Origin of the sequence: Micromonospora sp. WMMD882, from assembly GCF_027497255.1 — a bacterium.
Classification (GTDB): domain Bacteria; phylum Actinomycetota; class Actinomycetes; order Mycobacteriales; family Micromonosporaceae; genus Micromonospora.
This window is the reverse complement of the sequence record NZ_CP114903.1, coordinates 773,364-798,957: the sequence shown is the minus strand read 5'-3', so window position 1 is coordinate 798,957 and position 25,594 is coordinate 773,364. Positions and strand designations below refer to the sequence as shown.

Sequence of the window (25,594 nt, the reverse complement as noted above, 5' to 3'; positions counted from 1 at the left end):
CCGCCCACCGCCGCTCCCGTCCAGGAGGACCCATGTTCCGTACCACCGTCCGAGCCCGACTGGCCGGTCTGCTGGCCGCCGTCGTCGCCGCCGTCACCCTGACCGCCGTCGAGCCGACGCCACCGGCGGCGCAGGCCGCCGCCTGCACCGGCGCCACCGGGGTCACCGTCGTGGTGGACTTCGCCGCGCTCGGTGGCGGCGTCCAGGTCGCCTGCGCCCCCGGTGACCCGGCCACCGGGCTGGCCGCCCTCCAGACGGCCGGTTTCACGGTGACCGGCACCAGCCGGTGGGGGCTGGCGTTCGTCTGCCGGATCAACGGCAAGCCCACCGCCGCCACCGACCCGTGCGTCAACACCCCACCGGTCACCGCGTACTGGTCGTACTGGCACGCCCCCGCCGGGGGCGCCTGGTCCTACAGCTCCTCCGGCGCGGGCAGCTACAACCCGGCCCCGGGCAGCGTCGAGGGCTGGGCGTTCGGGGCGGGCGCGCCGCCCAGCGTCCCCGCTCCCTGACCGTTAACCCCGGACGTGCCGGGGTCCTGACCCACCACTGCGTGAAAGGCATCCGATGCCCCTGTCCCGGCGTCCCGCCACCGGCCTCGGCGTGGTCGCGGCGACGACCCTCGCCGCGTTCTCCGTCCTCCCGTCGACCGTCGGGGCCGCGCCGGCCCCGACGGACACCACCGCCGGGCGCGCGGCCGCGTCCTGGCTGGCCGGCGAGTACGCCGACGGGGCGCTGCCCGGCCCGTTCGGCGGTCAGGACTGGGGCCTGACCGTCGACGGGCTGCTGGCGCTGGCCGCGACCGGCGTGGACACGCCGACCCGGCAGGCCGCGACCCGGCAGGTCGCGGCACACGTGCGGTCCTACAACAGTTACGACGACTACGGCATCGAGGGCTTCACCGACGGCGGGGCGACCGCGAAACTGCTCTACGCCGCCTCCGCCGTCGGGGCCGACCCCACCGACTTCGGCGGGTACGACCTGCGGGCGGAGACCCTCTCGCTGGTCGCCGGGGCGGACACCGGTCACCAGCGGGGCCGGATCACCAGCCGTACCACCGCCGACAGCGGTCCGGACGCCAGCAACACGTTCGACCAGTCCTTCGCCGTGCTGGGCCTGGTCCGCAGCGGCGGGGCGCCACCGGAGACGGTGGACTTCCTCGTCCGGCAACAGTGCGCCGCCGGTGGCTTCCGGCTCTACCCGGACACCGCGTCGGGGCCGTCGCCGGCCTGCGACGAGCAGCCGGACGCCGTGCTCGACGTCGACTCGACGGCGATGGCGACGCAGGCCCTGCTGGCCGCCGCCGAAGACGGGGCCACCGGCGCGGCCGACGCGGCCCGGCGCGGGGTGGACTGGCTGGTGACCCGGCAGCACGCCGACGGCTCCTTCGGCGGTTCGGGGCCGACGGTCGGGGCGAACGCGAACAGCACCGGCCTGGCCGGGCAGGCTCTCGCCGCGGCGGGTCGGGACGCCGAGGCCGCCCGCGCCGCCGGGGCGTTGACCGCGCTCCAGCTCACCACGGCCACCGGCGGCGCGGCCGCGGCCGACGCGGGCGCGGTGGCCTACGACACGGCCGGTTTCACGGCCGCCGTGACGGCGGGGATCGCCGACACCGGCCGGGACCAGTGGCGTCGGGCCACCGCGCAGGCCGTGCTCGGGCTCGCCCAGGTGCCGCTGGGCCGGATCGGCGTCGACCTGCCGCCGACCTCCCCGCAGCCCACCGCGACCGGCACCGCCTCGCCCACACCGAGCGGCTCGCCCACACCGACCGGCTCGCCCGACCCGACCGGCACGGCCAGCCCGACGCCGAGCGCCACCGCGTCGCCGACCACCTCCCCCACTCCCCCGCCGACGACCACCCCCGCCCCCGCCCCGCCCGCTCCCGGACCGGGCCGGCTGCCCACCACCGGCGCCGCCGTCGTCAGCTACGTGCTGGTGGCGCTGCTGATGGTCGGTGGCGGGGTGGCGCTGCTGGTGCTGACCCGACGACGGCGGACGACGTGACCGGCCGGGCCCTGCGGGGCGGGCTGGTCGTCGCGCTGACCGCCGCCGGCACGGTCACCTGGCCGGTCGTCCCGGCGGTGGCGGCCGGGTCGGCCGGCTACTGCCCGGACGCCTCCGGCGTGACCGTGGTGGTCGACTTCAACGAGCTCGGTGGCGGGACGGTGGTGCGGTGCGCCCGGGGCGAGCAGGCCACCGGCCTCGCGGCGCTGAAGAACGCCGGCTTCCAGGTCGCCGGCACCCTGCGCTGGGGCGAAGGGTTCGTCTGCCGGATCGACGGTAAGCCGTCGGCCGCGGCGGAGCGGTGCGTGGACACGCCACCGGCCAGCGCCTACTGGTCGTACTGGCACGCCCCGGACGGGGGCGGGTGGACGTACAGCGACAAGGGGGTGGCCAACCGGAGACCGTCGCCGGGCGGCTTCGAGGGCTGGTCGTTCTCCCTGAACCGCAGCGCCGACGACGCCCCCCGACCCGGGGTCGCGCCGCTCCGGCCGACGCCACCCGCGCCACCGCCTCCGCCGCCTCCGACCGGCGGCGGACCCGTCGTCCCGAAGCCACCACCTGCGGACGGGAAACCGCCGCCCCCGACGGCCGCCGGTGGTGGCGGGCCGGGCACCGGTGGGCCGGGTGTTCCCGGGCCGGGCGGCGGGCCGGGCGGGGGCGGGTCGGGTCGACCGGAGGCCGCCGGCACGTCCGCGGCGGTCGGGCCGGTGGACGCGACGCCACCGGGCGTGACGCCGGGCGACGCCCCCGGCGTGCCGTCCGGGCGGGCGACCGACGGGCCGGCGGTGACCGGGGTCGCCGCCGGACACGACGGGAACGGTCCGCCGCTGGGCACCGTGGTCGGCGCGGCGCTGCTGGCGGCGCTCGCCGCCGGTGGCCTGCTCGCGGCCCGGCGACGACGGCACGCCGACCCGGATGGCTGACGGCAGGGCGGCGCCCGCCGGGGGTCGGCGCCGGGTGGCCGGGCCGGGCCGGTGGGGGGCCGACCGGCTGCCCCGGGGGCTGCACCCGGGCGCGTGGTGGGTGTGGGCGCTCGGCCTCGCCACGGCGGCCAGCCACACCACCAATCCGCTGCTGTTGGGGCTGCTGGTCGCGGTCGCCGCGCTGGTGGTCGTCCGGCGGCGGGGGGACGCCCCGTGGGCGCTGGCCTTCCGGATGTACCTGATGCTCGGCGCGGTGGTCGTGGCGATGCGGGTGGTGTTCCGGATCGTGTTCGGCGGTGGGCAGGGCACGCACGTGCTGGTCCGGCTGCCGGAGATCCCCCTGCCCGGATGGGCGGCGGGCATCCGGTTGTTCGGGCCGGTCGCCGCCGAGCAGGTTCTCGGCGGGTTCTACGACGGCCTGCGGCTGGCCACGATGCTGGTCTGTCTAGGCGCGGCGAACGCGCTGGCGAACCCCAGACGGTTGCTCAAGGCCGTGCCGGGGGCGTTGTACGCGGTCGGCACGGCCGTGGTGGTGGCGCTGTCGGTCGCCCCGCAGTTGGTGGAGAGCGTGCTGCGGGTACGTCGGGCCCGCCGACTGCGGGGCGCGTCGGGTCGGGGGATGCGGGCGCTGCGCGGGATCGCCCTGCCGGTGCTCGCCGACGCGTTGGACCGGTCCCTGGCCCTCGCCGCGGCGATGGACTCCCGTGGCTACGGCCGTACCGCGGCGGTGCCGGCCGGGCAGCGGACCGTGACCGGCGCGCTGGTGCTCGGTGGGCTGGTCGGCGTCTGCGCCGGCACGTACGGCCTGCTCGACCCGACCGGGCCGGGCTACCTGGGCCTGCCGATGCTCCTCGTCGGTATGGTCACCGCGGTCGCCGGGATGCTGCTGGCCGGCCGGCGGGTCCGGCGCAGCCGTTACCGCCCGGACCGTTGGCGTCCCGCCGAAATCCTCGTGGCCGGTTGCGGGGTGGCCGTCGGCGCGCTGACGATGCTGGCCGGCGCGGTCGACCCGGACCTGCTGTATCCCCCGGTCACCCCGACGGCCTGGCCCGAGTTGACGGCGTTGGCGCTGCTCGCGGTCGTGGTCGCGGCGGCGCCGGCCTGGTCGACGCCGCCACCTCCGGTGGCGCGGGAAGGTCGTACGTGATCAGCTTCGACCGGGTCACCGTCCGCTACGGCGACGGCGGCCCGCCCCCGCTGCGGGACGTGACGCTCCGCGTCGAGGAGGGTGAGCTCTGCCTGGTCGCCGGCCGTACCGGCGCGGGCAAGTCGACCCTGCTGCGGGCCATCAACGGGCTGGTGCCGCACTTCACCGGCGGCACCCTGCACGGCACGGTCACGGTGGACGGCCGGGACACCCGCCGGCACCCTCCGCGGGACCTCGCCGACGTGGTGGGCGTGGTGGGCCAGGATCCGTTGGCCGGGTTCGTCACCGACACCGTCGAGGAGGAGCTGGCGTACGGCATGGAGCAGTTGGCCCTGCCGCCGACGGTGATGCGCAAGCGGGTCGAGGAGACCCTGGACCTGCTCGGCATCGCCGAGCTGCGCGGTCGACCGCTGCGGACGCTCTCCGGCGGCCAGCAGCAGCGGGTCGCCATCGGCGCGGTGCTCACCAGCCACCCGCGGGTGCTGGTGCTCGACGAGCCCACCTCCGCGCTGGACCCCACCGCCGCCGAGGACGTGCTCGCCGCCGTCACCCGGCTCGTGCACGACCTGGGCGTGACCGTCGTGCTGGCCGAGCACCGGCTGGAACGGGTCGTGCAGTACGCCGACCGGCTGCTCTACCTGCCCGGGGACGGCCGGGTCGCGGACGGGGACCCGGCCGACGTGCTGGCCCACGTCGACGTCGCGCCACCGCTCGTGGAGCTGGGTCGTCTCGCCGGCTGGACGCCGCTGCCGCTGTCGGTGCGCGACGCCCGCCGCCGCGCCGCCGTCCTGCGCCGCCGGCTGGCCGACGCGCGTCCCACCGGGCCGCCACCGACCCCGCCGGCCGCGCCCGTGCTCACCGCCCGTGGGATCGTCGTGCGGTACCCGGGGACGGTCGCCGTGGCCGGCGTCGACCTCGACCTGTTTCCGGGCCGGGTCGTCGCGCTGATGGGCCGCAACGGCTCCGGCAAGTCCAGCCTGCTCTGGGCGGTGCAGGGCAGCGGCCCCCGGCACGCCGGCACGGTGGCCGTCAGCGGCACGCGCGGCCCGACGGCCGCCGGTGGTCCGGTCGCCGGCAGCGGCACGCGCGGCGCGGTCGCCGTCGACGGTCCGGTGGCCGGCAGCGGCGCGGTCGACCCGAAGGGGCTGCCGGCCGGTCGGGCCCGCCGCCTCGTCGGCCTGGTGCCGCAGAGCCCGGGGGATCTGCTCTACCTGGAGACGGTGGACGCCGAGTGCGCGCAGGCCGACCGGGAGAGCGACGCGCCCGCCGGCACCTGCCGGGCCCTGCTCGACCAGCTCGTCCCCGGCCTGCCCGGGGACCGGCACCCCCGTGACCTGTCCGAGGGGCAGCGGCTGGCCCTGGCGCTGGCCGTCCAGCTCACCGCCGCGCCGCCGGTGGTGCTGCTGGACGAGCCCACCCGCGGCCTGGACTACCTGGCCAAGAAGCAGTTCACCGCCGTCGTGCGGGGGCTCGCCGCCGCCGGCCGCGGCGTGGTGCTGGCCACCCACGACGTGGAGCTCGTGGCGACGCTCGCCGACCAGGTGATCGTGATGGCCGAAGGGGAGATCGTCGCCGAGGGCAGCGCGGCGGAGGTCATGCTCGCCTCCCCGGCGTTCGCGCCGCAGGTGGCCAAGGTCCTCGCGCCGCAGCCGTGGCTGACCGTGGACCAGGTGGCGGCCGCGCTGGCGACGACCGGGGAGCCGGCGTGAGCGTGCTGCGGGTCGCGCCGCGTACGGCGGTGGTGCTGGCCCTGGCCTCGGTCGCCGCGCTGGCCACGTTCACCTGGCCGTTCTTCGTCCCCGCGGATCCGGAGGGGACCGCCCGCGCCGGTGAGGCGCCGCTGGTGCTCGTCGTCGTGCTGCCGGTGCTGGTGGCGGTCGTCCTCGCCGAGCTCAGCTCCGGCGGCATCGACAGCAAGGCGCTGGCGATGCTCGGCGTGCTCGCCGCCGTCAACGCCGCGCTGCGCCCGTTGGGCGCCGGCACCGCCGGCATCGAGACCGTCTTCTTCCTGCTGGTGCTCGCCGGGCGGGTCTTCGGGCCCGGTTTCGGGTTCCTGCTCGGCTCGATCTCGCTGTTCGCGTCCGCGTTGCTGACCGCCGGGATCGGGCCGTGGCTGCCGTTCCAGATGTTGTGCGCCTCGTGGATCGGGCTCGGCGCGGGGCTGCTGCCGGGACGGGTCGGCGGCCGCGCCGAGATCGCCCTGCTGGCCGGGTACGGGGCGCTCGCCGCGTACGGCTACGGCCTGCTGATGAACCTGTGGTTCTGGCCGTTCAGCATCGGCGCGGACACCCAACTGTCCTATCTGCCCGGCGCGCCGGTGCTGGAGAACCTGCACCGGCTGGCCGTGTTCACCGCGGTCACCTCCACGTTCGGCTGGGACACCGGTCGGGCGGTCACCACCGCCGTGGCGATCGTGCTCGCCGGCCCGGCGGTGCTCGCCGCGCTGCGCCGCGCCGCCCGCCGGGCCGCGTTCGACGCCCCCGTCACCTTCGACGCCCCGGTCACCTTCGACGCCCCCGGCACGTCCGACGCGCCGGACGGCGTAGACCGGGGGCGGGCGGGCATCCCGGGCGACGACGCCGCCAACCCGGCCTGTCCGACCCCGACGGACGGGACGCCGGGCGGTGACCGGCGCGGCTAGGACGGCTGGTCGCGCACGGCCCACGCGTGCAGGGCGTCACGGTCGCCGGCCAGGTCCAGGTTCAGCGCCGCCTCGATCAACGCGAGGTGGGTGAACGCCTGCGGGTAGTTGCCCAGGGCGACACCGTCGGGGGCGAGCTGCTCGGCGTACAGGCCGAGCAGCCCCGCGTACGACATGAGCTGGTCGAACAGGACGCGCGCGTCCTGCTGCCGGCCACAAAGGACGAGCGCGGAGACCAGCTCGAACGAGCAGAGCAGGAACGCGCCCTCCTCGCCGGGCAGCCCGTCGTCGACGGTGTAGCGGCGGACCAGCCCCGGCCCGGCGGAGAGCCGACGCCGGACCCGCTCGATCGTGCCCACCACCCGCGGATCGTTGCCGGGCAGGAACCCGACCAGGGGGATCCGCAGCAGCGAGGCGTCCAGCTCGGTCGAGCCGTAGGCCAGGACGAAACTGCCGATCCGCTCGTCGTACCCGCGGTCGAGGATGTCGGCGCGCAGCTCGTCGGCGGCGGCCCGCCAGCGCCGCACCGGCGAGGAGTCGTCGGCGAGCAGGCCGGCGAGCTGGACGCCCCGGTCGAGGCAGACCCACGTCATGACCTTGGAGTTGACGTAGTGGCGGCGGGGGCCCCGGATCTCCCAGACGCCGTGGTCGGGTTCCCGCCACCGGTCGGCCATCGTGTCGACGTGCCGGCGCAGCAGCCGCCACTGGTCGCCGGTCAGGTCCCCGGTGAGCTGCTGGTACGCCAGCGCGGCGTCCAGAATGTGCCCGTACGTGTCGAACTGCACCTGCTCGACGGCCTGGTTGCCGACGCGGACCGGCGCGGAGCCGGCGTACCCGGCCAGGTGGTCCAGCTCCCGCTCGGTGTCGGTGTGGCCGTGGATGCCGACCAACGGCGCGAGGAGGTCCTGGCCGGCGCAGATGTCCAGCAGGAAACGCAGGTAGCGGCGGCCCTCCTCACCGTGGCCGAGCCGGAACAGGGCCAGCAGCAGCAACGCGGCGTCCCGGTGCCAGGTGTAGCGGTAGTCCCAGTTGCGGACGCCGCCGAGCGTCTCGGGCAGCGACGTCGTCGCCGCCGCCAGCAGCGCGCCGCTGGCGTCGTGGGACAGGCCGCGCAGCACCAGCGCGCTGTGCCGGACGGCGTCGGCGGCGAACCCGTCGTACGTGCTGCGCGACGCCCAGTCCCGCCACGTCCGGCAGGTCCGCTCGACCAGGTCGTCCGGGTCGACGCCGGCCGGGTCGGCCCCGTAGCCGAGCAGCAACGTCGCCGACCCGCCGGCCGACAGCTCCCCCTCGGCGGACAGGGCGCCGCCGTCGACGGTCACCGTCAGGTCGGTGACGAACCACAGCGGTGTCCCGACGGCCCGCCAGCCGGCGCCGGCCCGTTCCCACCGCGCCGACCTGGCCCCGTACCCGGGGCGGGGGGTCAGCCGGGCGTGCAGCCGGACCGTGCCGTGACCGGCCGTCACCCGACGGACCAGGACCTGCTCGGCCCGCAACGGCTGCTCCGAGTCCCCCGGGGCGACGGCGAGGCAGTCGAGGCCGGACGCGGTGCCGTCCGGGCCGGTCCAGCGGCTCTCCAGCACCAGCGTGTCCGGCAGGTAGCGGCGGATCGGCGCGGGCGCGCCGTCGACCCACAGGGCGAAACCGCCGCCGACGTCCCGGTCCAGCAGACGGGCCAGCACGGCGTCGCCGTCCGCCTCCGGCACGCACAACCACTCGACCGAGCCGTCCGGCCCCACCAGCGCCGTGGTGTGGGTGTCGGAGAGGAAGGCGTACGAGTCGATCGGCGGGAAGGCCCGGACCGGCGGAGACAAACACGTGGGCGCCCATGTCCTCCTGGGCGGGAACTGCTCGTGCGAGGCGTGGAAGCCGTGGGCCGGCACGCGTCCCTCCCCGTGGGTCAACGTCGCCGCCCGCCGGGCGTCGGGCCGGTCGGGACGTGGGAGGGTCTACCCGCCCGACGGCGACGGAAACGCCGCCGCGCCGGCCCGGGCACCGCCCCCGGCCGTGCCGCCGTGCGGCCACGGCAGGCCGGAGCAGGGCGGAAGTGATCTGCGGGTGAGCCGTACAGTGTGTCACCACCGTCGACAGAGGAGTTCGCCGTGACGCTGCCACCACCGGCTCCCCGGCCGCCCGCCGACGATTCCGGCAGCCCGACGCCGTACCTGTTGGCCATGCCGGCGGGCGACGGCGCGGCCGGCACGATCGCGTGGCCGGAGGGCCAACCCGCGTGGGCGCTCCCGGTGAGTCTGCCGCCCGGCACCCGCGGGTACGCCGTGTTCGTCCCGCTGATCCCGGTCGCCGGGGACGGCGCGGCTCCCGTGCCGACGCCCGCCGGAGCGCCGGCGGCCCCGGACGCGGCCACGGGCGCCGGTTCCGCCGGGGTGTCGTCGTCGCCGGACGCCGCCGCCACGGGCGGGAGCGCCACGCCGCCGCCACCGGAGCCGGCCGGCACGGCCCCACCGACGACGGCCGACGCTCCGGGAACGGCCGGGACTCCGACGAAGACCGACGCTCCGGCGACGGCCGGGGCTCCGGACCCGGCCGGGGCTCCGGACCCGGCCGGGGCTCCGGACCCGGCCGGGGCTCCGGACCCGGCCGGGGCGACGGGCGCTCCGGCGGCGGGTGGTCCGGCGGCGGCCCCGGCGCAGGCGGCCCCGGCGGGCTCGCCCGGGGTCTCACGGGGCACGCCGTCGGCTCCGGCGGCTGCCGGCGTCGAGGGTGTCTCGTCGATCGCGGTGGCGGCGGCCACCGGCCGCCCGCTCGTCGTGGTCCCGCCCAGCGGTCGACCGGCTGCCGGGTCGGCCGGGTCACCGGCCCGCGCCGCCGGAGGGCCGGCCGACGGGCAGGCCGGGCCGCCCCGTCCGGGCGGGGCCGGCGGCGGACCGGCGTACCCGAGGCCCGGCGGCGGCTACTTCCAGCCGCGACCACCCCAGCCGTCGTTCTTCCAGCGGCACTGGCCCGGCCCCGAGCCCGCCCAGGGACGGGCGGTGCCCGCCGCGGTCGTCGCCGGCGCGCTCGGGTCGGCCTTCTTCGTGCCGCTCACCCGCACCGGGATCGGCTGGTTCCTCGGCTGGCTGACGCTTACCGTCGCGGTGGTGGCGGCGGTCCGGCCGGCGCTGGCGGGACTGCCGCGCGCCGAGCGGTGGGTCCGGGGCGGCTGGGCCGCGGCGGCGCTGGCGCTGCTGGCGGTGCCGGCTTTCCGTAACGCCTGGTGGCTGGTGACGTTCTGTGTGCTGGCCGCGCTGGGCTGCGCGGCGCTCGCCGTGATCGGTGGACGACGGATCCGGTCCATCCTGTTCAGTCTGGTGGTCGGGCCGGTCGCGGCGGTACGGGGGCTGCCGTGGGTACGCGCCCACTTCCGGTCCACCGCCGACCCGGGGCGGGTACGTCGGGCGGTCGGCTCGGCGGCGGCCACCGTCGCCGCGCTCGTCGTCTTCGGCGCGCTGCTCTCCTCCGCCGACGGCGCGTTCTCGGTGCTGCTCGACACGATCGTGCCCGAGGTCGACCTGGGCACGGTGTTCCGTTGGGCCTTCCTCGCCGCGTTGGGCGCGCTCTGCGCGGTGGCCGCCGTGTGGACCCTCTCCGCTCCCCCGGACCTGTCGGCGGTGGACCGGCCGGTCCACCGCCGCCTCGGCATGCTGGAGTGGGCCCCGGCGCTCACCGCGCTGACCCTGCTGTTCGGCGGGTTCGTGGCGGTGCAGTTCACCGTGCTGTTCGGCGGGGAGCGGCACGTGCTGCGTACCGCCGGCCTGAACTACGCCGAGTACGCCCGCAGCGGCTTCTGGCAGCTCGTCACGGTCACCCTGCTGACGTTGGCGGTGCTCGGGGGCGTGGGTCGCTGGGCCCGCCGGGAGAGCCGGGCCGAGCGGGTCGTGCTCCGCGTCCTGCTCGGCGCGGTGAGCGTGCTCAGCGTCGTCATCGTGATCTCGGCGCTGTCCCGGATGTACACGTACCAGAAGGTGTACAGCTTCACCGGTGAGCGGCTCTTCGTGATGGCCTTCGAGCTGCTGCTCGGCAGCATCTTCCTGATGATCCTCGGGGCCGGGTCGCGGCTGCGGGGCGGCTGGATCCCACGCGGCACGGTGGCGCTCGCCGTGCTGATGCTGCTCGGTCTGGCGGTGCTCAACCCGGAGGGGTACGCCGCCGGCCGCAACATCGACCGGTACCGGGAGACCGGCAAGATCGACGCCTGGTACCTGCGGGCGCTGTCGGCCGACGCGACGCCCGCCCTGACGGGGCTGCCCGACCCGGTGCGTCGCTGCACGCTGAGCTGGATCGCCGACGACCTCGCCGAGCCGGATCCCTGGTACGCCTGGAACCTGGGCCGGTTCCGGGCCCGGCAGGCCCTGGCGCGGGCCGGCGCCGGGGCGGTCGGCGGTCCGGGCGACTGCCGGGCCGCCGACCAGTTCGACCTGCCGAAGACCCGCCAACCGCGCTGACCGGCGGCGGGACGGCGACCCGGGATCACCTCGACCGGCGGTGGGATCCTCGGCCGGCGGTGGGATCAGCGCGGCCGGCGGCCTGGGGTCACCCGGCCCACGGCCGGATCAGCGTGGCCGGCGGCCCGGCCTCACCCCGCCCACGGCGGGATCAGCGTGGTCCGGCGCGGCGGTCGAGGTGGTCGGCGAGCCGGGCCGCGCCGGTGAGCATGGCCAGGCCGCGCCGGGTGAGCCGGCGCCGCCACTGTCGCAGGGAGTCGGCGAGGGGTTCCGCGCCACCGGCGGCGCGGACCTGACCCAGCACGGCGGCGATGTGGTCGAGCCGGTGCCCGCCGCGGCGCAGCAGGTGGGCCAGCTCGGCGTCCCGGACGTCGTCCGGGCGGTACGCGCGGTGCCCGGTCGCCGGATCGCGGGCCGGTCGCAGGATCCCGGCCCGTTCCCACTTACGCAGGGTCGCCGGTCGTACGCCGAGCCGGTGCGCCAGCGCGCCGATCGGCAGGGCCGGACGGTCGGGCGGGGCGGGCGGGGCCCCGGTGAGCACCGCGACGGCCGCCTCGACGGCGTCCAGCGTCTCCCGGTCCCGTTGCAGCAGGACGTGGCTGCGGTCGACGGCGCGTAACGCGGTGTCGACGTCACCCCGGTTGACCGCCCGCATGATCTCGCCGGCGGTGGCGTGACCGTGGCCCGGGATCAGCGCGAGGTAGGCGCTCAGCGCGGTGGCGTGCGCGTCGGTGAACCGGCGGTAGCCGTTCGGGCCGCGTTCGGCCGGCGGTAGCACGCCGTCCCGCTCGTAGTTGCGCACGGCCTGGGTGGAGAGGCCGTGCGGGCGGGCCAGGTCGACCGGTCGGCGTGACCCGCCGTTTGAGGGTTCCACCGGCTCCCACCGCGTCATGTCGTCGGAAAGTCTCCACGGGTGGTTCAAGGATACGGTCGATGGAATGACGTTCTTCCTCGACCTGCTGCCCCGACCGCCGGCCCTGCTCGCGTTCGGCGAGCCGACGCACGGTGAGTCCGCCTTCCTCCAACTCCGCAACGACGCCTTCGCCACGCTGGTCCGGCACGGTTACCGGTCGATCGCGGTGGAGAGCGACCGGGTCGCCGGCCTGGTCGCCGACGAGTTCGTCCGGGGCTCGTCGGCCGTGCCGCTGCGCCGCGCGCTCACCGAGGGGTTCAGCCACGACTTCGGCGCCCTGCCCGCCAACCGTGACCTGCTGCTGTGGATGCGGGAGTGGAACGCCGCCCGCCCGGCGTCCGAGCACGTCACGTTCCACGGTTTCGACGCGCCGTTGGAGATCTCCGGCGCTCCGAGCCCACGGCGCTACCTGATCGACGTGTGCGAGTTCCTGGACCAGGACCGGTCGGCGGAGATCGACGGGCTGGTCGGCGACGAGACCCGGTGGAGCGCGCCGGCCGCCGTCTGGGAGCCGGGCCGTTCGGTCGGACGCTCGACCGACGCGCAACGCCTACGGGTGATCGCCGACGACCTGCTGACCGAGTTGTACCTCCAGGCGGCCCGCCGGACGCGCGGTTGGCGGGCGGCGCTCGTCCGGGCGACGGCGGCGGTGGCGGTGCTGCGCTACCACGCCGCGGCCGCCGCGCCGCTCGCCCAGGAGGAACGCGTCTCCCGGCTGCTGGCGGTCCGCGGCGAGTTGATGGCGGAGAACCTGCTGTCGATCCACGCGGCCGAGGCGCACCGCGGGCCGACGCTGGTCTTCGCGCACAACCGGCACCTCCAGCGGCAGCCGAGCACGATGACGATGGCCGACCTGGACCTGTCGTGGCACAGCGCGGGCGCGATCGTCGGGTCGCTGCTCGGCGACCGGTACGCGGTGATCGTCGGCAGCATGGGCGCGAGCCCCGCCCTCGGCATCGGGGCGCCCGCCCCGTCGACCTACGAGGGGCGCCTCCACCGGGACGACCTGCTCCCCCGGTACGTACGCGCCGGCGAGGTGCCGGCCGCCGAGCAGCGGACCCACGACCACCGGTACTTTTCGCTCGACCAGGCCACCGTCGCGCACGCGGACGTCGTGCTGCACGTCCCCACCGGCACCGGCCCGGCCATGCTCGCCGAGCGGATCCTCACGCTGCCCGGCGTCGAGCAACTCGTCGCCGACGCCGGGCACGGCGCGCCGCAGGACGCCTGGGGGGACCGGTTCTTCTACGTGGGCCCGGAGCGCCGCCAGCCGTTCGCCACCATCGTCGAACGCGACGTGCCCGGCTTCGACGAGTCCTCCGAACTCGACCGTCCCGGCGTCTTCCGGCTCAACCTCGACGTGGGCCGGGCCGAGTTCGAGCGGCTCTTCGGCTTCCCGCCGGGAGAGTTCGAGCAGCACCGGCACGAGCTCGACTTCGCCCGACTGGACGTCGTCGTGCCCCACCCCGGCTACGCGCGCCACGGCTTCGCCAGCATCGTCATGCCCGGCCCGCAGTCGCTGCCCGAGATCGACAGGCTCCTGGCGGTCGCGCACGCCCGCGCGGTCGACCGTCACGACCGCGCCGCGCGCCGGGCCGCCGACCGGCCCGACTGACGCCGTCGCCACGCCCCCACGCCCGTCCGCGCGCCGCAGCCGCCCCGGCGACGGTACCCCGGAACGGCCGGTTACGCTGAGGATCGTCGATGTCGTCGGGTTGGGCGCGCCCGTACGACCGGCGTCCGGGCGACGTCGGCCCCGCCGAGGGCATCCGATGTGGCTCGTCGATCCGTCAGAGCCGGCGGCGAGACGAGAGGTCCGGGCAGTCCCTTCCTGGCCCCCCGTCCGGGGGCCACCCGTCATGGAGGATGACCATGCGCAGATCCATCGCGGTGATCGCCGCCGCCCTGATGCTCGGTGTCACCGCCGGCAGCGTCCCGGCGGGCGCGTCGGGCGCCCCGCAGAACGGCTCGTGCAAACGCGGCCTGCTCTTCTGCGAGGACTTCGAGCGGCTGCCCACCGGTGGCCCCAGCACGGTGAAGTGGGGCGTCGACACCCGCAACGGCACGCTCACCGTCGAGCGGGCCCGCCGGGGCAACCAGGTGCTGCACGTCCACACGGTCGACAACGGACGCGCGTTCCTGCGCGTCGACGACTTCGCCGCGCCGGGCAACCGTTTCTACGGCCGGATGCGGCTGCGGGTCGACGCCTTCCCCACGGCGCCCGACTGGGCGCACTTCACGCTCGTGGAGGCGACCGGAACCGGCAGCCCGGAGGTCGTCCGCCCGATCGGCGGGCAGTACGCGCCGACCGTACCCGGGATCTTCTGGGGGGTGGGCGCCGACGGTGGCCCGACGGGCGACTGGACGAACTGGCGGGAGTCCGCGCCGGTCGTCGAGGACACCTGGCAGTGCTTCGAGTGGCAGCTCGACCCGGCGGACAACCGGGTCGCGGTGTGGATCGACGGGGTGGCGAACCCGGAGCTGACCGCGTCCACGAACGAGCACGGCGGCAACGACGTGCCGTTCGTCCTGCCGGCGGTGAACACGGTGAAGATCGGCTGGCAGCTCTACCAGGGTGGCACCACGCCCGGCACGTTCGACCTGTGGATCGACGACATCGCGCTCTCCACCAGCCGGATCGGCTGCTGACCGCAGCGGTCACGGCAGGTGGGCCGGTCACCGCCGGCGGTGACCGGCCCACGCCGGATCCGAACGACAACCGGCCGGACCGGCGGCCGACAAGAAGCTCTCACGAACGAAAAGGTTTCACCAACGACAATGGCAGGGAGACGTCTCCCTGCCATTGTCAACATATATCGCACCCCGGGGCTTGCGGCAAGACCCGGGTGGTGGCGCAGAATCGTCGACCACAGCCACCACCTGCGGAAACGGGGTAAAGACGTGCGTGTGTCCACAACGCGGTACGTGTCAGATCTCGACGAGATCGACGAGACGCCGAGCGCGCTCGTCGGCGGCAAGGCGGCCCACCTGGGCGGACTGTCGCGGATCGACGGCATCCACGTGCCGGCCGGGTTCTGCGTGACCACGGACGCCTTCCGCCGGATCATGGCGGAGACGCCGTCGGTCGACGACCAGCTCGACCGGCTGTCGCGGCTGGACCCGGAGGACACCGAGACGGTCCGGACGTTCAGCGCGGAGATCCGCCGCGCCGTCGAGGAGACCCCCGTCCCGGCCGACCTCGCGGCGGCGATCACCGGCGCGCTCGCCCGGCACGGTGAGCGGGCCGGCTACGCCGTCCGGTCCAGCGCGACGGCGGAGGACCTGCCGACCGCGTCCTTCGCCGGCCAGCAGGACACGTACCTGAACGTGGTGGGGTCGGCGGCGGTCCTGCGGCACGTCGGGCGGTGCTGGGCGTCGCTGTTCACCGAGCGGGCGGTGACCTACCGCCAATGTCACGGCATCGACCACCGGACGGCCCGGATGGCCGTGGTCGTGCAGCGCATGGTGGCGGCGGACGCGGCCGGCGTGCTGTTCACGGCCGACCCGGTGACCGGTGACCGGACGGTGTCCACCGTGGAGGCCATCCTCGGGCTCGGTGAGGCCCTGGTCTCCGGCCTGGTGACGCCGGACGTGTACACGGTCCGCCACGGCGAGGTCGTCGGCCGTAAGGTCGTCGCCAAGCGGCAGGCCCGACGGGCCCGACCGGCCGGCGGGACGCGGGACGAGGCGGTCGACCCGCGGCGGCAGGAGCAGCCGGCGCTGACGGACCCGCAGGTCGTCCGGCTCGCGCGGCTCGGCCGGCGGATCGAGGCGCGCTTCGGTCGGCCGCAGGACGTCGAGTGGTGCCTGGTCGACGGGGACTTCCAGATCGTGCAGAGCCGGCCGATCACCACGCTGTTCCCGGTCCCGGAGGCCGACGACGCGGAGAACCACGTCTACGTCTCGGTGGGTCACCAGCAGATGATGACCGACCCGATGAAGCCGTTGGGGATCTCGGTGTGGCAGGCGACCGCCATGGTGCCGATGCACGAGGCCGGCGGACGGCTGTTCGTCGACGTCACCCGACGTCTGGCCGCGCCCGCCAGCCGCGCCGCCCTCCTGGACGTGGTGGGCAAGTCGGATCCGCTGATCAGGGACGCGCTGGAGACCGTCCTCGACCGCGACGGTTTCGTCCCGTCGCTGCCGGACGAGGGGCCGCCGTGGCCGCCGGCCCCCGCGTCCGCGCCGATCGGGACCGATCCGGCCATCGTCACCGGGCTGGTCGCCCGCAGTCGGGCGTCGCTGGCCGCCCTGCGCCGCGACATCGCGACGAAGACCGGACCGGAGCTGTTCGACTTCCTGCTGGAGGCGTTCCAGGAACACCGGCGGGGCCTCGCCGATCCGCTGGTCATGCAGGTGGTCATGGCGGGAATGGAAGCCACCTGGTGGCTCAACGACCGGCTACGGGAGTGGCTGGGCGAGAAGAACGCCGCCGACACGTTGACCCTGTCCGCCCCGCACAACGTCACCTCGGAGATGGGGCTGGCGCTGCTCGACGTCGCCGACGTGATCCGCCCGTACCCGGAGGTGGTGGCGTTCCTGCGCGGCGTCGACGCCACCGACGAGGGCTTCCTGGACGAGCTGCCGAAACTGGCCGGCGGGGCCGAGGCCCGCGCCGCCATCGCCGACTACCTCGACCGGTACGGCATGCGCTGCGTCGGCGAGATCGACATCACCCGGCCACGGTGGCGGGAACGCCCCGGCACCCTGGCGCCCCTGATCCTGGACAACGTCCGCGCCTTCCCGCCGGGCGCCGCCGCGCGGCGGTTCGCGCAGGGCCGGCAGAAGGCCCGGCTGATGGAGCAGGACGTGCTCGCCCGCCTACGGGCCCTGCCCGACGGGGAACGGAAGGCCACCGAGACCAAACACATGATCGACCGGCTGCGGACGTTCATCGGCTACCGGGAGTACCCGAAGTACGACATCGTGAGCCGCTACCTCGTCTACAAGCAGGCCCTGCTGGCGGAGGCCGGGCGGCTCGTGCGCGACGGCGTGCTCGCCGAGCCGGAGGACGCCTTCTACCTCACCCTCCCGGAGCTGCGCGAGGCGGCGCTGTCGGGTCAGGTCGACGGGCGGCTCGTCCGGCGGCGCAGGGAGGCGTTCCGGTCGTACCACGCGCTCACGCCGCCCCGGGTGCTCACCTCCGACGGCGAGGCCCTCACCGGCGCGTACCGGCGGGACGACGCGCCGGCCGGCGCCCTGGTCGGTCTGCCGGTCTCGGCCGGGACCGTCGAGGGCCGGGCCCGCGTCGTCCTGGACCTGGCGCGGGCCGATCTCCAACCCGGTGACGTCCTGGTCACCGCCTACACCGATCCGAGCTGGTCTCCCCTGTTCGTCGCGGTCGCCGGCCTGGTGACGGAGGTCGGCGGCACGATGACCCACGGCGCGGTGGTCGCCCGGGAGTACGGCCTGCCCGCCGTCGTGAACGTGGTCGACGCCACCCGGCTCGTCCGGGACGGGCAACGGATCCGGGTGCACGGCACGGACGGGTACGTGGAGATCCTGCCCTGACGCTGCTTCAGGGCCGGCGGGGCGCCGGTGCTCGGAGACCACATATGGCATGATCATCATGCTTCGGCGTGGAGCGACACACACCGACGCTTGTGACGCAGCCGACAGCATCCGCTTGCGTCCGCCCTCGTTGGGGAGAGAAACACCTCAACAGGGAGAACTGTTCGCGTGAGTCTGGCCGACAAAATCGGACGACTTGACCCCATCACCAGAATGGTCATCGTCCTGCTGGAAGAACGCCGATTCGGGTTCGAGAAGAAGAGAAGAGGTTTCCTTGCGGTCTGCCCCTGCAGGGGTCATTCCCGCCTCGTCCGCTTCAAGCACGCCGACAGCAGCGAGGAGGCCTTCCAGTTGTGGAGGTGGGCCAGGAAACTCCGTTGTTGGGCTGAGTGTGAGAGAAATGAGACGCAGGCATGCGGGTGCGCACCACGTTGCAGGTCTCACGTCGAGGCCCCGACGGAGAGCGAGCCCTCACGGAACGACTCCTCGGCGAATCCGAACGCCTGTTCGAGGCGCTCGTCGCCCTGGAGGATGAGGGCAAGATCAGCGGTGTCGCGACCGAAACCGATGCCGAGGAGCCCTCGATCACCGCAGAGGCGATCGTGCCGATCGACGACGAGGACGAGGCAACAGACCATTTCGAGCAGCTAGTGCTCGACCTTTTCCGCAGGGACGGGCCGCCCTCCTGGCTTGCCGGGTTGTCCGTCCGATCCAGCGCGGAAAGACTCTACCCCTCGTGACGGAGGCGCCGGTCCGGCGGCGCCTCCGTCCGGTGTCGGGAGGACGGCGACCACCCGCCGGCTGGGGCCGGACGGTCGGCCGCCGCGACGATCGGACAGCGCCGTCTGACGGCTTCCCCGCCGCTCAGCCGGCCGAGGGTCCGTTGTCGACCAGCCGGAACCGGGCGGTCACCGGGGCGTCGCCGGCCTCCTCCAGGATCAGCCCCCGGCTCCGCGACATCTGCAGGTAGGCCGAGTGGCTGCTGATCGCGTACGTCGCGTCGCCGTCGCGGACGACGGTGAACCGCTGCCTCGGCTCCGTCGGCGCGCAGTGGGCCGCCTCGACCCGCAACGGCTGGCTGCCCGACGACCGGACCTCCCAGCAGGTGTCCGTCTGGTCGGCGACGCGGATCTGGTACGTGTCGGGCTGCCGCGGCACGAACACGAACGACTGGCGTCCCTCGTCGCCGTCGACCTCCGCCAGCCGGCCGTCGTCCAGCAGCGACAGCCCGCCCGCCGCGTCGGGTGTCCGTACGATGGCGACCCGCCGCTGCCCGGACAGCAGCGGATCGCCGTCCGGCGGGCCGGCGGGCGGGCCGGACGGCCCGGTCGGCGGCCCGGTCGGCGGATCGGTCGGCGGATCGGTCGGGCCGCCGGTCGCCCCGGGGGACGGGTCGGTCGACGCGGTCGGTCCGGCGGTCGGTCCCGCCGGGCCGACCGGGACGCCCGGGGGCACGCCGCCGGGGCGGGTCAACCCCACACCGACGCCGAGCGAGACGACAGCGAGAGCGGCGAACGAGACCGAGGCCGCCCGTCGCCGCCGCCGACAGGTGTCGCCGCGTCGCCGGATCTCGGCTGCGGGCGGGATCGTCCCCGGTCCGTCCTGCCCGGCCAGGGCCCGCAGCGCCGCCTCGAGCCGGTGATCGGAACTCATGACCGCGCCCTCCCGTCCACGCCGTGGTGATCCGGTCCGGTCAGGTGCGCGGCGAGCGCGCGGCGGCCCCGGGCCAGCCGGGTCTTGACGGTGTTCTCGTTGGCGCCGACCTCCGCCGCGATCTCCGCCACGCTCAGCCCGGCCAGGTGGTGCAGCACCACGGCCCGGCGTTGCTCGGCGGAGATGCGCCGCAGCGCCGCCACGATCGCGACGTGGTCGACCGAGACGTCGTCGACGTGTCGTCCGGTCGCCTCCCGACGATGGGCGCGCATCCGGTTGACCGTCCGGCGCCACGCGCTCACCGCCACCCGGTACGCCACCCGGCGCACCCAGGCCTCCGGGCTGTCGCACTCCCGCACCGTCGCCCAGCGGTCCCACGCCCGCGCGTACGCCTCCGCCACCGCGTCCTCGGCCTCGGCCCGGTTGCCGGTCATCGCGTACAGGTGTCCCAGCAACCGGTGGACGGACGCGGAGTAGAACGCGTCGAACTCCGCAGTGTCACGCATCCGTCACAGTCTCCGCCCGACCTGGTCGATCCGGAAAGCCGCCGCCGGAGGCGACATCGATGGTCCGGCCGGCAGGTCCCCGGCCGGACCGCCGAGGGGTCACCTCGGGCGTGGCGCCGGCCCGTTGTCGTTGAACCGGAAACTGCTGAACGGCGGGGCGTCGCCCAACTCCTCCAGGATCAGGCCGGAACGCGCGGAGTCACGCAGATACGCCCACCGGTTGCTGATCAGGTACTCGCGGGGGCCTCCCCCGGCGGCCGGCGCGACGACGAACCGCTGCGCCGGGTCGTCCGCCCGGCAGGCGGCGCCGCCGACGAACAGCGGCTGACCGTCACCCGGATTGCGCGCCTGCCAGCAGACCGGCTGCCCGGTCCCGCCGCCGTGGTACGCCTTGATCAGGAACTCGCCCGAGCCCAGCGGGGTCGGTACGAACACCTGCCGGCCACGGTCGTCGTCCACCTCGGCCAGTCGCCCCCCGTCGAGCAGCGACAGCCCCGACTCGAACGAGCCCACCCGGACGATGGTGACCCGCCGCCGGCCGGTCAGGACCAGGTCCGTGCCCGGCTGCGTCGCCCGGTCGGCCGCCGCCGGGTCGCCGGCCGGCGACCGCGCCCCGGCCGCCGCCTGCCCCGCCGACCCGGCCTGCGCCGTCTGCGCCGTCACGGTGGCGTTTCCGGACGCCGGCAGCGCCCCCTGGACCATCGCGGCGGCGCCGGTCAGCACCGCCAGACCCGCGCCAGCGAGCCGTCTCCGCATCAACACGATTCCTCCCGGCTTCCTCGACCGTCGAGTCCGCCGGTCCTGCCGGCCGGCGGTCCTCGCTCCGGTTCAGCCCTGATGACGCACGGCGCGGGCGGATGGTTTCAGCCGACCCGGAACGCGGGTCCGGTGACCCCCGTCACGGCCGCGGCGGGACCGGTCGGTCCGTCGACCGGAAATGGTTGGCGTCCGCTGCCGGGGGTACTGACGTCGGTGTAGCGGCACCAGCGACCACAGGGGGAAACCAATGGGTATCGACGACAAGATCGGCAACGCTTCCGAAGAGACCACCGGCAAGGTCAAGGAGGGCGCCGGCCGGGCGACCGGCGACGAGCGGCTCGAGGCCGAGGGTCGCGGCGACCAGGCCAGCGCCAACCTCAAGCAGGCCGGCGAGAAGATCAAGGACATCTTCAAGAGCTGATCCGACCCGCGCGACGCGTGGGAGGGTGAGGTGAACGTGACGGCCACGACGGAGCTTCCCGTCGTGGCCGTCACGGCTGTCGGCCGCCGGTCAGAGCGGCGACGACCGGGTCGACCGGACGTCGTCGGGGTCGCCCGTGCCGGTCACGGCCGGCCCGTGCCGGAGGCGGCGAGGAGCTTGTCGACCGCCGGGGCGTAGGCGGTCATCCAGTGCGGACGCAGCCGGTAGTAGACCACCTCCTCCGTCCAGTCGAAGGCGTCGTCGCCGTAACAGTCCTTGAGGTAGGCCAGCAGTTCCGGCCAGTCCGCGGCCGGTTCGCCGCCCCGGCCGTTGACGATCTCGACCGTGCCGTGCGCGAACACCCCCAGGTCCTCCCCGCGCAGGTGCGCCACGCTGGCGGCCGGACGAGCGGCGAGGTGACGGGCCTTGGCCGCGCCGGTCGCCGTGCCGAACAGCCACCGCCCGTGCAGGAAGTGCCCGTCCACGCCGCTGATCCGCGGCTCGCCCCGCGCGGTCACGGTGGACAGGGCCAGCGTGCACATGCCGGTCAGGATCCGGGTGAGCTGCTGCGCGGTCACGGTCCGCTCCGCGACGATCGAGCGGAGGTGGGCGGTGGAGCGGGTCAACGAGGAATCCAGCAGCGCCTGCAACTCGCGCAGCTCGTCGGGTGTCTCACGCACGTCGGGTCCCTTCCGGCGGTGGTTCGGGCGCGCGCCGGCGACGCGGCCCGGCGGTCACCATGTTCCCCCGCGCGCCTGACACCCTGTGTCAGGTTTCCCGACGCGCCGCCGCCCGGGCCGGTGGGCGGTCACCCGGGCCCGGGCGGGGCGTCCCTGGGTGACCGCCCACCGGGTCAGCCCCCGGCGAGGGCGAGGGCGTCGGCGGCGATGACGGCGGCCACCCCGGCGGGGATCTGCCTGCCGGCCTGCCGCTCGGCGAGCGTCGCCACCTGCGCGTACCTGCCGTTGGCGAGCAGGGTGGTGAGCGCGGTCAGCGCCGCCCGGTCGGCGCCGGAGCCCAGGATCACGTACCCGAGACCGGCCCGGGTCGCCACGACGGTGAAGGTGCTGGTCGCCGAGGCGCGACCGGCCGGTCCGACCGCCTCGGCGCGCAGGGTGTGCCCGCCGGCGGCCAGCGTGGTGAGGTCCAGGCTGCCGTCGGTGGCGATCTTCTGTCCGTCGAGGGTCAGCGTGACGCTCTCGGCGTTGGTCGCGGTCACCGTGACGGTGGGGGCCTGCGCCCGGTCCAGGCTGACGCCGTCGGCGGGCGAGCCGATGGCGACGGTGGGCGTGGCGGCCGGCCGTTGCAGGTAGGCGGCGTTCCAGCCGGCCAGCTCCGCCGGACGGTTGGTGATGATCCCGTCCACCCCGGCCTGCTCCAGCGACTGCCACTGACCCGCCGAGTCGACCGTCCACACCAGCACCGCGACCCCCGCGTCGTGCAGTTCCCGCACCACCGCCGGCCGGGTGAGCAACGCCGCGGCGCTCGGGTTGTAGGCGGTGAGGCCGAGCTCCCGGGCGAGCGCGACCGGGTCCGCGTCGAGACTGCTGCGCAGCAGCCCGAGCGGCAGCTCGGGCGCGAGCTGCCGGGTGTGCCGCAACACCTCCACCTCGAAACTCTGCACGAAGACGCGACGGCTCATCTGCTGCTCGCGGACCACCGCGACGATCCTCGCGACCTCGTCGCGGGTGTGCGCCCCCTTGATCTCCAACAGCAGGTTGCCGCCCCGGGCGCGCAGGTCGGCCAACTGCTCGGCGAGCGTCGGCAGCCTGACGCCGGCGTACTGCGGGGCGAGCCACGAGCCGGCGTCGAGCGCCTTGAGCTGGGCGGCGGTGAGGTCCCGGATCCGGCCGACGCCGTCGGTGGTGCGGTCCACGGTGGCGTCGTGCAGCACGAACGGCACCCCGTCGCGGGACGGCTGCACGTCGTTCTCGATCCAGTCGGCCCCCGCCCGACGGGCCACCTCCTGCGCCACCAGGGTGTTCTCCGGGGCCGCGGCGGACGCCCCCCGGTGGGCGATCACGGTCAGCGGGCTGCCCTCGGGACGCAGGTGCCCGTTCGCCGCCAGCTCGGTGACGCTGACGTCGTCGAAGGAGACCGTCGCGCCGTTGACGAGCAGCGCCTGCCCGCCGTCGGCGGAACGCTGGAGGCCGGTGGTGCGCAGGGCCTCCCGCCCGTCGAAGAACCAGCGGGCCTGGCCACCGTGCACCTCGACGGCGACCCGGACGTCCCGGCCGGTGCCGGCCGCGTACGGGGCGGGTCCGGTGTCCGTGACGTTCCACGCGTTGCCGGTGGTGCGCTGGGCGAACTCCAGCCCGTTGGACGCCGTGCTGCCGCTGCGCATCGTGGCGATCCACCACGGCGTGGCCCCGCTGGCGGGCACGTCGAGACCGAGCGCCGCCCACCGGGTGGCCGACGCGACGGACTCGAAGCGGACCGTCGCCTCGAACCGGAAGTCGGTCAGGTGCCGACCAAAGGTGATCTTGTTGTTGTCCGCGGAGCTCGCGGACGTGCCGTACAAACGGCCGTTCGCCACCTTCCAGTCGCCGTCCACGGCGCGCCAGCCGGCGGGCAGCGTGCCGGCGGAGAAGTCCTCGTCGACGACGACCGTCCCGGGCCCGGCGACGGCCGGCGGTACGGGGGCCAGCACGGCGAGCACGCCCGCCGACAACGCCAGGACGGAGAGGGCGGCGACGCCACGGGCGCGCGGCGACCGCCGTGGACGGGTCGGATGAACCGAATGAATCATGATCCGGACGCTAGGAAGCCGATCGGAACGGCACGCCAATCCCGGGTGGCCCGGACGCGAACGTCGCCTCCGCGGATCCGGTCCCCGACGGCGCGCGCACCCGGTCGGGGCGGCGGCTTCCGTCGGATCCGCCCCGCTCGTCAGGGCGCTGCCGTCACAGACCGGCGTCGGCCAGCTCCTTCATCAGCGCGCTCCGGCGGCGGTGGGCGGCCCGGACCCGCTGGAGATACGCGTCGAAGTCGCTGCCGGCCCGCTGGTGGAGGTCCCGCAGCGCCACCAGGAGCCGGGCCGCCGACGCGTACCCCGTCCGGTCCGGGCGCGCGATCGCGCGGTCGACCTCCCGCTCGTAGACCGGGATCGCGTCGGCGGGATGCCGCTTCGCCCGTTTGCCGGCCAGCAGGAGCATGCACTCGGCACCGCAGGGGAACTCCTGTGCCGCGGCCCAGGCCCGGTCGACGTCGTCGTCGGCGACGAGGATCCGCACGAGCGGGTCGGCCGCTCCCGGGCCGCCACGGGCCGCCCGCTCGCGTAGCGCCGTCAGCGCCTCCGCCCGGGCGTAGGCCACCGCGTCGACGGCTTCGGCGGCACGCAGCAGCATCCGGTAGTGGTACTCGTCGGGATCGCGGCGGAAGATGTCCAGCCGGGCCCGCGCCGCTTCCTTCAGGCGGCCCGTCTCGACGTACACGGTGACGAGCAGGTCACCGATCTCCCGGTGCTCCACGAGCGTCTCGGCCAGGCCGCGGCGCAGCCAGTCGACCGCCTCGTCGAACCGTCCCGCGGCGCGCAACGTCGCGCCGATCCGCACGTACCGTCCGGGCTGCGACAGGTCGTCGGCGTAGAGGGCGACGAGCTGGTCGACGTCCTGCACGACGTCGACCAGGAACGCCTCCCGCAGCCGGAAGATCGCGTGCCGGCGGGAGCGTCGCTCCCCGTCACCGGCCCGGGATGCCTCGTCGTCCAGCTCCGCCAGCCGCCGCCGGTAGCGGTCCAGTCCGTCCGCGCCGAGGATCCCGGCGAACCGGCGGACGGCGAGATCCGGGAAGCGGGAGCCCCTGAGCTGCACGTCGATCAGCCAGCGGACGAGTTCGGCGGGGTCGGCCGGCTCGGCTTCGCAGGTGGCGACGACCCCGTCCGTCGCGCGGCTCACGGCCGCCCTGATCGCCGCCAGACCGTCCTCCGGCTGCCCGTCGAGGTTCGCTGCCGTCAGGTGCCGCACCGCCCGCTGGTACAGCGGCCTGACCAGGCCCGGATGGGTGGGGGCGAACACGTCCAGGGCGCGCAGCGCGCTGTCGGCGGCCCGGGCCAACCGGGCCAACGCGACGTCACCCAGGTGCCAGGTCCTCCGCAGCGAGTCCACCGTCGCGCCCAGCAGCTCGGCGTCGAAGCCCGGGGACGCGACACGCAGCGACAGCAGCCGGCGTGCCTGCGGATCCCGGTCCGCGAACTCCAGCAGCAGGTCGACCAGCGCCGCCTTGTCGAGGCCGTCCAGCGCGGCGCGGAGGTCACCGGCGTCCGCGACCGCCGGCCCGGGACCGGACCCGGCCGTCGAGGACGCGGCGGGACCCGCCGACCTGACCGGCGCGCTGGAAACCGCAGGCGCGGCGGGAACCGCCGATGCGACCGGCGCGGCGGGAACCGCGTTGAGCGCCGTCAGGCCGACCGCGACGCAGTGTTTGCAGAAGTGGCCCTCCTGCCCCCACGGGCAGGAACACTCACCGACGAGCCGACCACCGCGTTCGCCCAACCACACCTGGTATGTGCCGGTGCCCTGGACGGTGGCCGTCACGGCCGTCGGCGACAGGGAGAGTCCGTCGACCTCGTTGACGTAGCCGATGCCCCGCACGTACGAGGTGTTCCCCGCCCGCCGCCGCAGATCGGCCTCATCGAACCAGACCACGTTGGACATTCAACCACTGCGCCGACGC

At 75.3% G+C, this 25,594-nt stretch carries 20 protein-coding genes; 12 read left to right on the top strand and 8 right to left on the bottom strand.

Going from position 1 to position 25,594, the window contains the following annotated elements:
* Nucleotides 1-32 precede the first annotated feature (32 nt).
* Genes O7606_RS03140 through O7606_RS03115 form a run of 6 tightly spaced genes read left to right on the top strand, consistent with a single transcriptional unit; the run spans nt 33 to nt 6,715 of the window.
* Nucleotides 33-512 carry a hypothetical protein gene (locus tag O7606_RS03140; RefSeq protein ID WP_281597467.1) on the top strand — a complete coding sequence of 160 codons (480 nt, stop codon included), beginning with the start codon at nt 33-35 and terminating at the stop codon, nt 510-512.
* A gap of 55 nt (nt 513-567) precedes the next feature.
* Entirely contained in the window at nt 568-2,004 is a 1,437-nt protein-coding gene (locus tag O7606_RS03135; RefSeq protein ID WP_281597466.1) for a prenyltransferase/squalene oxidase repeat-containing protein, read from the top strand.
* Nucleotides 2,001-2,927 (top strand): hypothetical protein, encoded by a 927-nt coding sequence (locus tag O7606_RS03130; RefSeq protein ID WP_281597465.1) that lies wholly within the window; start codon nt 2,001-2,003, stop codon nt 2,925-2,927. The genes O7606_RS03135 and O7606_RS03130 overlap by 4 nt, the downstream gene beginning before the upstream one ends.
* On the top strand, nt 2,920-4,074 hold the full coding sequence (locus O7606_RS03125; protein WP_281597464.1) for a CbiQ family ECF transporter T component: 1,155 nt from the start codon (nt 2,920-2,922) through the stop codon (nt 4,072-4,074). The genes O7606_RS03130 and O7606_RS03125 overlap by 8 nt, the downstream gene beginning before the upstream one ends.
* Entirely contained in the window at nt 4,071-5,783 is a 1,713-nt protein-coding gene (locus tag O7606_RS03120; RefSeq protein ID WP_281597462.1) for an ABC transporter ATP-binding protein, read from the top strand. The genes O7606_RS03125 and O7606_RS03120 overlap by 4 nt, the downstream gene beginning before the upstream one ends.
* The gene (locus O7606_RS03115) at nt 5,780-6,715 is read left to right on the top strand and encodes an ECF transporter S component (protein WP_281597461.1); all 936 of its coding nucleotides are present in this window, start codon (nt 5,780-5,782) and stop codon (nt 6,713-6,715) included. Before O7606_RS03120 ends, O7606_RS03115 begins: the two co-directional genes overlap by 4 nt.
* Here O7606_RS03115 and O7606_RS03110 read toward each other — a convergent pair.
* Nucleotides 6,712-8,598 (bottom strand): glycoside hydrolase family 15 protein, encoded by a 1,887-nt coding sequence (locus tag O7606_RS03110; protein WP_281597460.1) that lies wholly within the window; start codon nt 8,596-8,598, stop codon nt 6,712-6,714. The genes O7606_RS03115 and O7606_RS03110 overlap by 4 nt on opposite strands.
* Nucleotides 8,599-8,817: 219 nt before the next feature.
* Here O7606_RS03110 and O7606_RS03105 point away from each other — a divergent pair, with 219 nt between their 5' ends.
* Nucleotides 8,818-11,157, top strand: a complete 2,340-nt coding sequence (locus O7606_RS03105; RefSeq protein WP_348651133.1) for a DUF4153 domain-containing protein — start codon at nt 8,818-8,820, stop codon at nt 11,155-11,157.
* A 151-nt stretch (nt 11,158-11,308) separates the two neighbouring features.
* Here the strand turns inward: O7606_RS03105 and O7606_RS03100 are convergent, their stop codons facing one another.
* A complete protein-coding gene (locus tag O7606_RS03100) occupies nt 11,309-12,049 on the bottom strand; it encodes a MerR family transcriptional regulator (protein ID WP_281597459.1) in 741 nt (246 codons plus the stop codon).
* A gap of 46 nt (nt 12,050-12,095) precedes the next feature.
* On the opposite strand from O7606_RS03100, the gene O7606_RS03095 reads away from it, so the two are divergent.
* The 4 genes from O7606_RS03095 to O7606_RS03080 all read left to right on the top strand — a co-directional run bounded on the left by O7606_RS03095 (nt 12,096) and on the right by O7606_RS03080 (nt 18,321).
* A complete protein-coding gene (locus O7606_RS03095) occupies nt 12,096-13,685 on the top strand; it encodes a DUF6194 family protein (RefSeq protein ID WP_281597458.1) in 1,590 nt (529 codons plus the stop codon).
* Nucleotides 13,686-13,942: 257 nt separating this feature from the next.
* Nucleotides 13,943-14,719 carry a hypothetical protein gene (locus O7606_RS03090; RefSeq protein WP_281597457.1) on the top strand — a complete coding sequence of 259 codons (777 nt, stop codon included), beginning with the start codon at nt 13,943-13,945 and terminating at the stop codon, nt 14,717-14,719.
* Nucleotides 14,720-14,995: 276 nt separating this feature from the next.
* On the top strand, nt 14,996-17,581 hold the full coding sequence (gene rph / locus O7606_RS03085) for a rifamycin-inactivating phosphotransferase (RefSeq protein WP_281597456.1): 2,586 nt from the start codon (nt 14,996-14,998) through the stop codon (nt 17,579-17,581).
* A gap of 413 nt (nt 17,582-17,994) precedes the next feature.
* Entirely contained in the window at nt 17,995-18,321 is a 327-nt protein-coding gene (locus tag O7606_RS03080) for a hypothetical protein (RefSeq protein ID WP_281597455.1), read from the top strand.
* A 124-nt stretch (nt 18,322-18,445) separates the two neighbouring features.
* Here O7606_RS03080 and O7606_RS03075 read toward each other — a convergent pair whose 3' ends face one another.
* The 3 genes from O7606_RS03075 to O7606_RS03065 form a co-directional block, all read right to left on the bottom strand.
* Nucleotides 18,446-19,234, bottom strand: coding sequence for a hypothetical protein (locus tag O7606_RS03075; RefSeq protein WP_281597454.1), 789 nt, complete (start codon nt 19,232-19,234; stop codon nt 18,446-18,448).
* Nucleotides 19,231-19,740 carry a sigma-70 family RNA polymerase sigma factor gene (locus tag O7606_RS03070; protein WP_281597453.1) on the bottom strand — a complete coding sequence of 170 codons (510 nt, stop codon included), beginning with the start codon at nt 19,738-19,740 and terminating at the stop codon, nt 19,231-19,233. The genes O7606_RS03075 and O7606_RS03070 overlap by 4 nt, the downstream gene beginning before the upstream one ends.
* Nucleotides 19,741-19,839: 99 nt before the next feature.
* Nucleotides 19,840-20,496 (bottom strand): hypothetical protein, encoded by a 657-nt coding sequence (locus tag O7606_RS03065; protein WP_281597452.1) that lies wholly within the window; start codon nt 20,494-20,496, stop codon nt 19,840-19,842.
* 250 nt (nt 20,497-20,746) lie between these two features.
* On the opposite strand from O7606_RS03065, the gene O7606_RS03060 reads away from it, so the two are divergent.
* A complete protein-coding gene (locus O7606_RS03060; protein ID WP_281597451.1) occupies nt 20,747-20,920 on the top strand; it encodes a CsbD family protein in 174 nt (57 codons plus the stop codon).
* Between the two features lie 143 nt (nt 20,921-21,063).
* On the opposite strand, the gene O7606_RS03055 is transcribed toward O7606_RS03060, so the two are convergent.
* The 3 genes from O7606_RS03055 to O7606_RS03045 form a co-directional block, all read right to left on the bottom strand.
* Nucleotides 21,064-21,600: a pyridoxamine 5'-phosphate oxidase family protein gene (locus tag O7606_RS03055; RefSeq protein ID WP_281597450.1), complete on the bottom strand. Its 537-nt coding sequence runs from the start codon at nt 21,598-21,600 to the stop codon at nt 21,064-21,066.
* 173 nt (nt 21,601-21,773) lie between these two features.
* Nucleotides 21,774-23,669 carry a glycerophosphodiester phosphodiesterase family protein gene (locus O7606_RS03050; RefSeq protein ID WP_281597449.1) on the bottom strand — a complete coding sequence of 632 codons (1,896 nt, stop codon included), beginning with the start codon at nt 23,667-23,669 and terminating at the stop codon, nt 21,774-21,776.
* A 154-nt stretch (nt 23,670-23,823) separates the two neighbouring features.
* Nucleotides 23,824-25,566 carry an SWIM zinc finger family protein gene (locus tag O7606_RS03045; RefSeq protein ID WP_281597448.1) on the bottom strand — a complete coding sequence of 581 codons (1,743 nt, stop codon included), beginning with the start codon at nt 25,564-25,566 and terminating at the stop codon, nt 23,824-23,826.
* Between the last annotated feature and the right edge of the window lie 28 nt (nt 25,567-25,594).